Source organism: Streptomyces guryensis, from assembly GCF_021261325.1.
GTDB lineage: Bacteria > Actinomycetota > Actinomycetes > Streptomycetales > Streptomycetaceae > Streptomyces > Streptomyces guryensis.
On record NZ_JAJSBI010000005.1, the window covers coordinates 97,916 to 110,052 of the forward strand.

At 71.7% G+C, this 12,137-nt stretch carries 13 protein-coding genes; 6 read left to right on the top strand and 7 right to left on the bottom strand.

From position 1 onward, the window contains the following. Positions 1–93: 93 nt before the first annotated feature. Positions 94–1,959 carry a tetracycline resistance ribosomal protection protein Otr(A) gene (gene otr(A) / locus LJ657_RS12325; protein ID WP_232648560.1) on the bottom strand — a complete coding sequence of 622 codons (1,866 nt, stop codon included), beginning with the start codon at positions 1,957–1,959 and terminating at the stop codon, positions 94–96. A gap of 194 nt (positions 1,960–2,153) precedes the next feature. On the opposite strand from otr(A), the gene LJ657_RS12330 reads away from it, so the two are divergent. After that, complete coding sequence (locus tag LJ657_RS12330; protein WP_232648565.1) at positions 2,154–3,107, top strand: ribose-phosphate diphosphokinase; 954 nt, start codon at positions 2,154–2,156, stop codon at positions 3,105–3,107. A gap of 100 nt (positions 3,108–3,207) precedes the next feature. Here LJ657_RS12330 and LJ657_RS12335 read toward each other — a convergent pair whose 3' ends face one another. Beyond that, a complete protein-coding gene (locus LJ657_RS12335) occupies positions 3,208–3,588 on the bottom strand; it encodes an anti-sigma factor antagonist (RefSeq protein ID WP_232648566.1) in 381 nt (126 codons plus the stop codon). A gap of 241 nt (positions 3,589–3,829) precedes the next feature. Next, positions 3,830–4,267, bottom strand: coding sequence for a MarR family winged helix-turn-helix transcriptional regulator (locus tag LJ657_RS12340; RefSeq protein WP_232648568.1), 438 nt, complete (start codon positions 4,265–4,267; stop codon positions 3,830–3,832). 103 nt (positions 4,268–4,370) lie between these two features. On the opposite strand from LJ657_RS12340, the gene LJ657_RS12345 reads away from it, so the two are divergent. Then, positions 4,371–5,825, top strand: coding sequence for an aldehyde dehydrogenase family protein (locus LJ657_RS12345; protein WP_232648569.1), 1,455 nt, complete (start codon positions 4,371–4,373; stop codon positions 5,823–5,825). A 60-nt stretch (positions 5,826–5,885) separates the two neighbouring features. Then, on the top strand, positions 5,886–6,992 hold the full coding sequence (locus tag LJ657_RS12350) for an NAD(P)-dependent alcohol dehydrogenase (protein WP_232648571.1): 1,107 nt from the start codon (positions 5,886–5,888) through the stop codon (positions 6,990–6,992). 6 nt (positions 6,993–6,998) lie between these two features. Here LJ657_RS12350 and LJ657_RS12355 read toward each other — a convergent pair whose 3' ends face one another. Next, positions 6,999–7,949 (bottom strand): NADP-dependent oxidoreductase, encoded by a 951-nt coding sequence (locus LJ657_RS12355; protein ID WP_232648572.1) that lies wholly within the window; start codon positions 7,947–7,949, stop codon positions 6,999–7,001. A gap of 71 nt (positions 7,950–8,020) precedes the next feature. On the opposite strand from LJ657_RS12355, the gene LJ657_RS12360 reads away from it, so the two are divergent. After that, entirely contained in the window at positions 8,021–8,980 is a 960-nt protein-coding gene (locus tag LJ657_RS12360; protein ID WP_232648579.1) for a GlxA family transcriptional regulator, read from the top strand. A 106-nt stretch (positions 8,981–9,086) separates the two neighbouring features. After that, positions 9,087–9,314 carry a hypothetical protein gene (locus LJ657_RS12365; RefSeq protein ID WP_232648580.1) on the top strand — a complete coding sequence of 76 codons (228 nt, stop codon included), beginning with the start codon at positions 9,087–9,089 and terminating at the stop codon, positions 9,312–9,314. A 99-nt stretch (positions 9,315–9,413) separates the two neighbouring features. Here the strand turns inward: LJ657_RS12365 and LJ657_RS12370 are convergent, their stop codons facing one another. Further along, positions 9,414–9,977 (bottom strand): TetR/AcrR family transcriptional regulator, encoded by a 564-nt coding sequence (locus tag LJ657_RS12370; protein WP_232648582.1) that lies wholly within the window; start codon positions 9,975–9,977, stop codon positions 9,414–9,416. Next, positions 9,974–10,336 carry a DUF1304 domain-containing protein gene (locus LJ657_RS12375; RefSeq protein ID WP_232648584.1) on the bottom strand — a complete coding sequence of 121 codons (363 nt, stop codon included), beginning with the start codon at positions 10,334–10,336 and terminating at the stop codon, positions 9,974–9,976. Before LJ657_RS12375 ends, LJ657_RS12370 begins: the two co-directional genes overlap by 4 nt. A gap of 105 nt (positions 10,337–10,441) precedes the next feature. Between LJ657_RS12375 and LJ657_RS12380 the strand changes: the two genes are divergently transcribed. After that, positions 10,442–10,918 carry a GNAT family N-acetyltransferase gene (locus LJ657_RS12380; protein WP_232648586.1) on the top strand — a complete coding sequence of 159 codons (477 nt, stop codon included), beginning with the start codon at positions 10,442–10,444 and terminating at the stop codon, positions 10,916–10,918. On the opposite strand, the gene LJ657_RS12385 is transcribed toward LJ657_RS12380, so the two are convergent. Beyond that, complete coding sequence (locus LJ657_RS12385; RefSeq protein ID WP_232648588.1) at positions 10,896–12,122, bottom strand: PucR family transcriptional regulator; 1,227 nt, start codon at positions 12,120–12,122, stop codon at positions 10,896–10,898. The two genes, LJ657_RS12380 and LJ657_RS12385, sit on opposite strands and share 23 nt — an antisense overlap. Between the last annotated feature and the right edge of the window lie 15 nt (positions 12,123–12,137).

The window sequence follows — 12,137 nt, forward strand, 5'->3', positions numbered from 1 at the left end:
ACTGCGCGACCAGCCACGACGGCGCCGCGGACAATCGACGACCCATCGCCGTCCCAGCGGTGGAACCGCAGTTCGGCTCAGCCGGCGGAGCGCTCAGTGCGACCGAAGCTCCCGGTCCCCCGACACCCGCGACCACCACACCCCCTCACCATGCGTGAGCCCCGGCAGCCGCAGCTCGACCTCCCGCACCCGCCGCGCAGGCAGCTCGCCCGTGATCAGCCACACCGTCGAGCCACCGGTCGTCCCGGTGAACTCCGCTCCGCACGAGGCGAGTTGGGCCGTCACGGGGGACAGCGCGTCGAGCGGAACCTCCGTTTCGAACGCGTGGTACGGCTCGTACAGGCGGGTCCCCGCCCGCTGCAGCGCACCGCGCAGCACGACCGGGGCGAGCCCCCGGAAGTCGGCGGCCGTGCTGATCGGCGCGCAGTAGCCGGAGCGGATCAGCGTGACCCGGTAGTCCGTCACGGGGGCGCCGCGCGGCCCGGTCTCCATGGTGGCGTGCACCGTGTCCTCGATGGCCTGGTGGAAGGCGCGGGGGAGCGCCCCGAGTTCCGTCTCGTAGCCGAAGACCCCGCCCGAGCCGCGAGGCCCCGGCTCGACCCGCAGCCCGATCGTCGCCCAGTAACGCCTTCCGAGATGCCACGGCATCTCCTCCGAAGCCTCGCCGACGCCCCGCGGGCGTTCCAGGAACCGCACCCGGCCCGGTTCGAATACGGCCTCGACGCCGAAGTCCTGGGCGAGCGTGGCCGCGAGCACCTCCATCTGGACCTCGCCGTACAGCAGGAGCGCGGTGGAGTCGGCGGACCCGGGGCGGGCGTGGATCAGGGGGTCCTGGTCGGCGAGGGTGAGCAGGGCGGCGCGGAGCCGGGCCGCCTGCCCGGGGTGCCGGGGCCGCACCAGCGTCTCCAGTGTGGGCGGAGCGAACTGCGGGGCGCGGTGGGCGAGTTCGCCGAGGCGGTCGCCCACCCGCACGCCGCCCAGACCGGTGATCGCCCCGATGTTCCCGGCGGTGAGCGACGGTCCGCTCCCCCCGATCACATCGAGGCGGTTCACCCGTCCGGAGACCTCCGTGGTGCGGCCGTCGGCCTCGCGCCGCAGCAGGGTGAGCCGCTGACGTGGCGTCACCTCACCGTCGTACAGCCGCAGATACGCCGTCCGTTCGCCGCCCGGCCCGGGGCGTACGGCGAACACCGTGCCGCGCGGGCCGGCGCCCTCGGCCGTCGGCGCCGGTGGGATGAGCCCGGTCACGCCCTCGACGAGTTCGGCGACGCCCTGTCCGCCGAGGGCCGAGCCGAAGAAGACGGGGTGGAACGAGCCGTCGGCGGTTCGCGCGGACAGCACCTTGCGCAGGTCGTCGGGCGTGGGCGCGGGGCCGTCCACGACTGCCGCGAGGACATCCGGGTCGACATCGGCGAGTGCCTCGGCCAGCCGGGCATCACCGGGCGGGCGAACCGTGACGCGGGCGTCCGCGGTGCCGATGCCGGTCACGTCCGTGAGCGGCGCGACGTACGGCGTCAGCCTGCGCCGGATGTCGGCCAGCAGGTCCGCGGAGCGGGCGCCCGCGCGGTCGATCTTGTTGACGAAGACGAGCGTGGGCAGCCGCAGCCGGCGCAGTGTCCTCATCAGCACCCTCGTCTGTGCCTGCACGCCCTCCACGGCGGACAGCAGCAGCACAGCCCCGTCCAGGACCTCCAGGGCGCGCTCGACCTCGGCGATGAAGTCGGAGTGCCCGGGTGTGTCGATGAGGTTGATCCGGGTGTCGCCGACGGTGAACGCGGCGACCGCGGAACGGATGGTGATACCGCGCTGCCGCTCGATCTCCCCGTCGTCCGTACGGGTGTCACCGCCGTCGACGCTGCCGAGCCGGTCGATCGCTCCGTGGTCGAACAGCAGCCGCTCGGTGAGGCTGGTCTTACCGGCGTCGACGTGGGCGAGAATTCCGATGTTCAGGGTTGTCATGCGGGTTCGAGTCCTCGGGAACCGTGGGCCGATGGGGGCGCTGGTTGATTCCGAGGAGTCGGCGCATGGGATCTCCTGAGGTGAGGGACTCGGACGGGGACATCATGGCGCGCGGCCGATGCCGCACCGCAACCGAATTTCCGCGGTCAGTAGCATGAATCCGTCCCCCGGAATGATCACGCGAGGAGCGGATCGTGCGAGACATCTCCGTGTTCAGCGGCAGTGCCCACCCCGACCTCGCCGCGGAGGTCTGTGCGCATCTCGGTGTGCCGCTCAGCCCCACCCGGGTCAGCCGGTTCGCCAACGACTGTCTGGAGGTGCAGCTCCAGGCCAACTGCCGTGAGCGGGACGTCTTCCTGATCCAGCCGCTGGTCCGTCCGGTCCAGGAGCACCTCGTGGAACTGCTGCTGATGTGCGACGCGGCCCGTGGCGCGTCGGCGGCGCGGATCACCGTCGTCATGCCGCACTACTCCTACGCCCGCTCCGACAAGAAGGACGCGCCCCGGATCTCCCTGGGCGGCCGGCTCGTCGCGGACCTGATGGTCGCGGCGGGCGCGAGCCGTGTCCTCACCATGACGCTGCACTCGCCGCAGGTGCACGGCTTCTTCTCGGTGCCGGTCGACCATCTGCACGCCCGGCGTGAACTGGCCGCGTACTTCAGGCAGTACGACCTGTCCCGGACGACCGTCGTCTCGCCGGATCTCGGCAACGCGAAGGAGGCGGCCGCGTTCGCCCGGATGATCGGCGCCCAGGTGGCCGCCGGCGCCAAGCAGCGGTTCGCCGACGACCAGGTCAGCATCAGTACCGTGATCGGCGAGGTCGCGGACCGGGACGTCATCGTGCTGGACGACGAGATCGCCAAGGGCAGCACGGTCCTCGAACTCCTGGAGCGCCTGCGGGAGTCGGGGCCGCGGTCGATCCGTGTCGCCTGTACGCACGGCCTGTTCGCGGCCGGGGCGCTCAAGCGGATCGGGGAGCAGCCCGACGTGCTGGAGATCGTGTGCACCAACACCGTGCCGGTGCCGGAGGAGGAACGCACCGGGAAGCTTCGGATCCTGTCCATCGCCCCCGCCCTCGCCGAGGCCGTGCGCCGCATTCACAACGGGGAGTCCGTCAGCGCCCTGTTCGACGCGTCGCGAAGCGAATAGACATGAGGTAGCGGAGCAACGCCCGGCATCAACGTCCGAGGAACGGCAGCGCGGCATCGCAAGCTGCTCTACGAGGGCCGAGATCCTCGCGCAGGGAGTTTCACCATGACCCGGATGTGGCCTCGGGCTGTCCCAGGGCCGCGTCCAGGGTCGGGTGCGCGGGCAGCAGCCGGGTCAGCCCGGTGACCCGCATGATGCGTAACGTGAGCGGGTGCGTGCAGACGAGCCGCAGCTCCCCGTCCTGGTCGAGGACCCGGGCCCGGGCCCGGTAGAGCAGGCGCAGCCCGGAGCAGTCGAAGAAGTCGACCGGCCGCAGGTCGATCACCAGGCGGACATCGGGGTGTGCCGTCACCCGGTCCACGAAGGGGGCGATCTCCAGGGCCGCGGCGATGTCGATCTCGCCGCGGAACTCCAGCACCGTATGGCCCCGGTCCTGGTAAACACGCAGATGCCGGGTGAGCGGTGCGGGCTCCTGGTGCACGACGACATCGCCTCCAACCTGCTCCGTCCGCTGCGGGGCTGCAGGTCACCGGGGGCCGGGGTGACGTCGTGCAGCGAGCGTACGAGCGCAGCCGAGCCCCCGGGTCCCTGGTGAGCGCAAACGCGTTCTCCGCCCTGCAAGTTACCCTCGATGGAGTGAATTTGAGCATGTTCGATTGACATATGTCTTCGAATTGCGACAGAGCTCGCTGAGGACTTCCCCCGTGGCGGACGCGCCGGGGCTACGACAGTGCGTGCCAGGCCTTGGAGAGTGCCTGGCGCAGTTGCTCGGTCTGGTGCGCCGAGAGATCCCGGACCATCCGCTCCTCCAGCTCCCGCACGGGTGCCGTGAACTGCTCCAGCAGCTCCCGGCCGGCGCCCGTCAGCAGGATCAGCAGCTCGCGCCGGTTGCGCGGATTGCGCTCCCGGCGCACCAGTCCGCGGCTCTCCAGGGACCGTACGAGATCCGCGATGGACTGGGCGGTGACGAACGAGTCGCGGGCCAGCTGCGCGGCCGACAGTCCGTCGTGGCGCTCCAGGACGGTGAGCGCGGTGTACTGCAGCGCGGTGATCCCGGACGGCTTGACCAGCTCGTCCAGGTGCGAGCGCACCACCAGCTCCACCTGCTTCACCATGTAGAGCAGGGACGGGGGCGTCTTGGTCGCCTGGGTGTCGAGCATGGGTTCAGCGTAGAGCATTGACAGGAAACCTGTCTGTAATGAGACTGCGAACCAACAGGAATCCTGTTGGTTGAAAACTTGGCAATGAGGCTGAGGAGTGGTGATGACCGCCTTCGAGATCGAACCCGGACGGCTGTTTGTCGGCGGACAGTGGCGCGAGGCCGCCGACGGAGCGCGCACCGAGGTGGTCGACCCGTCCCGGGGCGCGGTCGTCACCACCGTCGCGGAGGCGGGCGCCGCCGACGTCGACGCGGCCGTGGGTGCCGCCCGGGAGGCCTTCGACGCCGGCTCCTGGTCCGGGCTGAGCGGCCGCGAGCGCGGCCGGATCCTGCACCGCGTCGCCGAGCTGATCCGTGAGAACGCAGACGAACTCGCCCGTCTCGAAAGCCTGGACGTGGGCAAGCCCATCTCGCTCTGCCACGCCGTCGACATCACCAACGCGGCCAACGACTACGAGCACTTCGCCGCCCTCGCCCACTCCCTCGACGGCGCTGTCCGCGACACCCCCATGAACGCCCTCGCGTACACCAAGCGTGAGCCGATCGGTGTGGTCGCCGCGATCACGCCCTTCAACTTCCCGCTGATTCTGGCCGGTTCGAAGATCGGCCCCGCGCTCGCCGCCGGCAACACCGTCGTGCACAAGCCGGCCGACGAGACCCCGCTGAGCGCCCTCTACATGGCCCGGCTCTTCCAGCAGGCGGGCGTACCCGACGGGGTGGTCAACGTGGTCACCGGCGCGGGCCCGGTGGCGGGCGAGGCGCTGCTGCGCCACCGCGGCGTCGACAAGGTCGCCTTCACCGGCTCCACCGCCGTCGGCCGCCATGTGGCGAGCACGGCCGGCGAGGCCCTCAAGCCCGTCACCATGGAACTGGGCGGCAACGCCGCCCACATCGTCTTCGAGGACGCCGACCTGGAGAAGGCCGTCGGCGCGATCATCAAGGCCTTCGTCTTCAACACCGGCCAGTTCTGCATGGGCGGCCCGCGTCTGCTCGTCTCCCGCCCGGTGTACGCCACCGTGCTCGGCATCCTCGCCGACACCGTCCCCGGCGTTCCCGTCGGCGACCCCCGCGACCCCGAGGCCGTCGTCGGACCGATGGCGGGGGAGAAGCACCTGAAGAAGGTCGAGGAATACGTCGACATCGCCCGCAAGGAGGGCGGACGCATCGTCTGCGGCGGCGAACGGCTCGACCTCGACGGCGGCTACTACTACCGGCCCACGGTCATCGCCGACCTGTCCAACGACTCCCGGGTCGTCCAGGAGGAGATCTTCGGGCCGGTCCTGACCGTGCAGCCCTTCGACACCGAGGACGAGGCCGTCGCACTCGCCAACTCCACGCCCTACGGCCTGGCTTCGGGCATCCAGACCAACAACCTCGCCCGTGCCCACCGCATCGCCGACCGCCTCCAGGCGGGCATCGTCTGGATCAACGACTGGGCCATGCTCGACCCCGCGGTGCCCTTCGGCGGAGTCAAGGACTCCGGCTTCGGCCGCGAGTACGGACCCGAGGCCCTCGCCGCCTACACCAAGGTCAAGTCCGTCGTCGTCTCGCTCGACTGAGAGCGGCCGAGCACGCCCGAACGCGCCCGAACGCGCCAGAACATCAAGGGAGTTCGTACGATGTCCCTCACCACCCGCGCCGCTGTCGTCGAGTCCGGCGGTGCGCCCTTCACCCTCGCCGACGTCGAGCTCGACGAGCCCGGACCCCACGAGGCCGTCGTCCGTATGGTGGCCACCGGCCTGTGCCACACGGACCTCGGCGTCGCCGGCGGCGGCCTGCCCTTCCCGCTGCCGGGCGTGCTCGGTCACGAAGGCGCCGGAGTCGTCGAGGCCGTCGGCCCGGCCGTCACCGGCATCGCGCCGGGCGACCACGTCGTGCTGTCCTTCACCTCCTGCGGGGAGTGCCGCAACTGCCACGGCGGCCACCCCGCGTACTGCGCGACGTGGCTGCCGCTGAACCTGCTCGGCGGACGCCGAGCCGACGGCACCAGCACCATCAGCCGGGACGGCACCCCGCTCGGCGGCCACTTCTTCGGGCAGTCCTCCTTCGCCGAGCGGGCGCTGGTGGACGAGCGCAGCCTGGTCAAGGTCGACGCGGACGTACCGCTGGAGTCGATCGCACCGCTGGGCTGCGGTGTGCAGACCGGAGTGGGCGCCGTCTGGAACGTGCTGAAGCCGGTGACGGGCAGCACCATCGTCGTCCTCGGCGCCGGCGCCGTCGGCCTCTCCGCCGTGATGGCCGCCGCGCTCACCCCCGCCACCCGGATCGTCGCCGTCGACAAGGTCGGCGAACGCCTCTCCCTGGCCAAGGAGTTGGGTGCCACCCACACCGTCAACGTCGGCGAGGCCGACCTCGGCGAGGCGCTCGCGGAGATCACCGGCGGTCAGGGTGCCGACGGCATCGTCGAGACCACCGGCAGTGTGGCCGTGCTGCGTCAGGGTGTCGACGCGCTTGCCGCGCGCGGCACGCTGGTCGTCGTGGGAGCGCCGCCCTTCGGCAGCGAAGTCGCCCTGGACGTCAACGGGTTGCTGGGCGGCAAGCAGGTCGTCGGCCTCACCCTGGGCGACGCCGAGACGCAGACCTTCATCCCGTCCCTGGTGCAGCTCGTGAAGGAGGGACGGCTTCCACTGCACCGCCTGATCAGCACCTATCCGTTCGCGGAGATCGACCAGGCGGTGCGGGACATGGGCGCGGGCAAGGCGATCAAGCCCGTGCTCACCTTCTGACCGGGGTCAGTCCACCAGCAGGACCAGCTTTCCCGTCGTCCGGCCGGTGTCGCCGAGCCCGTGTGCCTCGGCGGCATCGGCCAGCGGGAAGGTGCCGGCGATCGCGGGGCGCAGCTTCCCCGCCTCCACCAGCTCCGCGATCGCCTTCATCCCGCTGTGCGAGGCGTCCACGAGCATCCGCAGGGCCCGCACACCGAGCCGCTCGGCCTCCGCGTAGAAGTCCTCGGAGCCGACCGGCAGGATCGAGACGACCAGCCCGCCCGGGCGCAGCACGCGCAGCGAGCGCATGGCGGTGTCGCCGCCGATGGTGTCCAGGACGACGTCGACGTCCTTCACGGCCTCGGTGAAGTCCGTCTCCCGGTAGTCGATCGCCTCGTCCACGCCGATCCCGCGCAGGAAGTCGTGCTTGCCCGCGCTCGCCGTACCGATCACATACGCGCCGCGGGCCTTGGCGATCTGCACGGCCACATGCCCGACCCCGCCGGCCGCCGCGTGGATCAGCACCCGCTGCCCCGGCTGCAGACCGGCGTACTCCACCAGGGCCTGCCAGGCGGTCAGGGAGACCAGCGGCAGCGCGGCCGCCTGTGTGTGGTCGATCGAGGCCGGCTTGTGCGCGAAGGTGCGCGCCGGGGCGGTGACGTACTCGGCGTGCGAGCCGTGGCCGAACGGGTACGACAGCATGCCGAAGACCTCGTCGCCGGGCTTGAACCGGGCGACGCCGATCCCGACCGACTCGACCACCCCGGAGACGTCCCAGCCCAGGACGAAGGGCGGCTCGCCCAGGAAACCGCCGGAGGCGCGGTGCTTCCAGTCGGTCGGGTTGACGCCGGCGGCGCGGACGCGGACCAGCACCTCGTTGGTGCGCGGCTCGGGGCGCTCCAGTTCCACTTCCTTGAGGACCTCGGGACCGCCGAGGACGTCCTGGCTGATGGCTCGCATCATGTTCACAGTGCTCATGGTCACCCAGCCTGCCGGGGGGCGCCCGGTAGTGAAATGGCATGATTGCCAACCTTCGATAAGATCGTGCCATGCGTGGTGAACAGCAGGTGGAACGAGTGGTCGTGCTGGCCCTCGACGGCGTCTACCCCTTCGAGCTCGGCATCCCCAGCCGGATCTTCGGTGCGGCCGACGGCCGGTACGAGGTGCTGACCTGCACCGTCGACGGCCAACCGGTGCGCACCGACGCGGACTTCACGGTCGGCGTCGAGCACGGCCCCGAGATCCTGGACACGGCCGACACCGTGGTGGTGGCCTCCATGGCGATCCCGCACATCCCTACCGAGCTCCCCGCCGAGGTCGCCGCCGCGCTGGCGAGGATTCGCCCGGACGCACGGATCGTCTCCATCTGCACGGCCGCCTTCGTCCTCGCCGCGGCGGGTCTGCTGGACGGTCGCAAGGCCACCACGCACTGGTGCGTGGTCGACCTGTTCCGGCGCCGCTACCCGCACGTCGAGATCGACCCGGACGTCCTCTTCGTCGACGACGGCCGCATCCTCACCTCGGCGGGCGCCGCCTCCGGTGTCGACGTCTGTCTGCACATCGTCCGGACCGACCACGGCAGCGAGCTGGCCAATTCCGTCGCGCGTCGCTGCGTGGTACCGCCGTTCCGGGACGGTGGCCAGGCCCAGTACATCGAGCAGCCGGTGCCCAGGAGCGGGGCCGCGAGCACGGCCGCCACCCGGGCCTGGGCCCTGGAGCGACTCGACGAGGCGCTCTCCCTGGCCGACCTGGCCGGTCACGCCCGGATGAGCCTGCGTACCTTCGCCCGCCGTTTCAACGAGGAGGTGGGGATGAGCCCCGGCCGCTGGATCGTCCAGCAGCGCGTGACCCGCGCCCGGCACCTGCTGGAGTCCAGCGACCTGTCCGTCGACCAGATCGCCGGCCACGTCGGCTTCGCAACGGGCGCGTCACTGCGCCAGCACCTGCACGCCGCGATCGGGGTCTCACCACAGGCGTACCGGCGTACGTTCCAGGCGGTCACCCGCTGAAGGTTCCGTGCCGGTGCCGCGTCGGAAGGCCGGAAGACAGCGAGCGGAACAGGGGGCGGGATGCGCGGGAGAGCGGTGGCGACGACGGTACTCGTCGCTGCCGATGATGAGCCTCGACGAGGACGGCGTCCGGGCCGCCCGCATCGAGTCCGGCACCGCCGCCCGGGCGCTGGAGTGCAACGGGGAGATCGACTCGTGCGGCAACAGTGAGCCGTGGCGCGAGGGCGCCGGAGGCACCACGCCCGCGGAGGGTCTCAAGGCGCACCGCCGTCCCCCCGTCACGGCTACCGCGTGGAGCGCAGGGACCGACTGGCAGAAGGCGCACTTCCTGTAGCTGGGGGAGGGCGAGGGGGCAGGCTGTACGCCCGCGGTGCCGACGGCGTCGAGGCCCGGCCCCTGGTCAAGGCGGGCGCGGGCTGGGCGTGAGGCGCCGTCACCGGCTTGCGTGCAGGGCGACCAGCAACTGCCAGACCTCGTCGGCGATGTGAGCCGCGTCGGCCTCCAGCAGGCCGTGCAGCCAGTCGGCCAGCACGCCCGCGAACGTGGCGGCCACGGCCGACGCGACCAGCGGTGCGTCCGCGGCGCCCGCCCGTTCGCGCTCGCGGAGGCTGTAGGCGCGCAGGTCCCGGTGCAGCACCCGGCCGAGAGGGCCACCGCCGCCCGGGGCCAGCAGCTCGCGGTACAGGCCGGCGTGCGGGGAGAGCGAGGCGAAGAACTCGGCGAGCGCGGGCGGCGCGTGCACCGGGTCCGGCCGGCCCTGCCACGAGTGCAGCGCCTCCACCGCCTCCCGGACGACATCGGCACAGGCGTCGACCGCCAGCGCCTCCAGATCGGCGTAATGGACGTAGAACGTGGCCCGTCCGACCCCCGCCCGCCGCACCAGCGGCGCCACCCCCACCTCCGCGAGGGGCCGCTCGGCGCACTCCGCGAGCAGCGCTTCCCGCAGTCGCGCCCGGGTCCGCGCGGCCCGTGGGTCATGGGGCGCGGGGCGGGTCACTGCGCGATCAGGACGGCGGCCAGGGCGAGCGCGCCCGGCAACGCCTGCGCGAAGAGGATGCGGCGGTTGGCCGTCACGGCACCGTAGACCCCCGCGACCACGACGCAGCACAGGAAGAACACCTGGGCGCGGAAGCCGGTCGGGTCCGCCGCGATCAGGCCCCAGACCAGACCGGCCGCGAGAAAGCCGTTGTACAGCCCCTGGTTGGCGGCCATCGGCGCGGTCGCCCGCGCCATCTCCGCATCGAAGCCGTGCAGTGCCCGCCCGGGCTTCTTCTGCCACAGGAACATCTCCATCACCAGGATGTAGGCGTGCAGCGCGGCCACCAGACCGACCAGCACGTTCGCGACCGTCTCCATTGGGGGCTCCTTCATTCTCATGGCTATTTCCTGGACAGGTGTCCACTATAGCGGGACAGGTGTCCAGGAAGTATCGCTGTCAGTACCCGCCGATAGCCTGCGCGCATGACTGGTCGACAGGTGATCGTGCGACGCGCTCGTGCCGAGGACATACCGGGTCTCGTCGCCTCCAGCGCCGGGTTGTTCGCCGAGGACGGGGGCACGCGGGACAGCAGCGTGAACGTCGACTGGCCGCGCGAGCACGGCGCGCGGTCCTTCGCCGCGGCGCTCGATGACCCGGCGCGACTCGTCCTCGCCGTGGAGCACGACGGGCAGGTCGTCGGACACCTGATGGGATCCCTCACCGGCCCCACGGCGAAGCGGCCGGTCACCTCCGCGACCCTGGTCAGCATCCACGTCCGCCCCGGGCACCGGCGCGCGCGAGCCGGAGACCGGCTGGTGGAGGAGTTCCTGGACTGGGCCCGGCGACAGGGAGCCGAGCACGCCGAGGTGACCGCCTACTCGGCGAACACGGACGCCGTCCGGTTCTACGAGCGGAGCGGCTTCGCCGCCATGACGGTCACCCTGCGCCAGCCCCTGTAGCCGCGCGGCGCAGCTCCAGGGCGCGCAGAGCCAGTTGCATCTCGAACTGGGCCGCCGGGTCGTGCAGTCGGGAGCCGAACAGCTCGTCCAGCTGGCGCATGCGATAGCGGACCGTCTGGGGGTGCACGGCCAGCCGGACGGCGACCTCGCTGGCGTTGTGGCCGCACTGCAGCCAGCTGAGCAGGGTTTCCGCGAGGCGTTCGCGCTGCGGCGGCCGCACCTGCTCCAGCGGGCGCAGCCGGTGCTGGGCCATGGCGTCGATCAGGGCGTCGTCGCGCAGGAGCAGCAGCGCGGCCAAGTGGTCCTGGCAGCGCACCATTTCCGGGCCCGGGAGCACGCCACGCCGCGCCAGGTCCAGCGCCTCGGACGCCCAGCGCAGCGACCGTGCGCCCTCCTGCAGGGCCACCGTCGGACCCATCGCGGCCCGCCGTCCGTGCAGGGCCCCGGCCACCGCACGCGCCCGGCCGGGGCCCTCCGGGTCCGGCACGACCAGCACGGCCGGCTGGATGTCGAAGCGGGCGAGGAACTCCGGTGCCACGATCGGCTGCACGCCCGCCTGCGGGCAGTTGTCGATCGCCACCACCGCGACCGCGCGCGGCAGCGGCCAGCGTGCGCTGCGCGCGAGTTCCGCAATGGCCTCCGCGGAGGCGGGCGGGTCCGCGGTGAGCAGGTCGAACAGCCGGGTACGCCGCTGCTGCAGCTCGCCGGCCGCGTGCAGGCGCGCCTGCGTGTAGCCCGCGGTCGTCGCGGCCGCCATCTCGTCCAGGTACAGGAACAGCGCCTCGCCGAAGGCCGCCAGTACGTTGCGCGGCAGCAGATCCGCGTCGACCAGTGCGTTCACCCGCCGCCACGTCACCCGCGCACCGAGCCGCAGCGCCGACTGGAACGAGTCGAGGCTGCGGCCCTCCTCGGCCTCCCCGCGGCCGATGCGCTGATACGTCGCCTTCACCGGCGCCCAGTCCGTGTCGGGCTCAGCCATCCGCTCCAGGAAGCCCTGCAGTGCATGGTCCACGCCACGGTGCACACCCTGCATGTACGTGTCGTCGGCGGGGCGCGCGTACTCGGGGATCTCGGTCCTGATCGCCCGTACGACCTCCTCGGTGATGTCGGCGAAGAACGGTCTGAGGTGGTGGTGCAGGCCCGTCGGCAGCGCGTTGAACGGACCCAGTGGCTCGTCGACCGGCGCTGCGGCTCTCTTCGGCACGGCCGCGACGATACC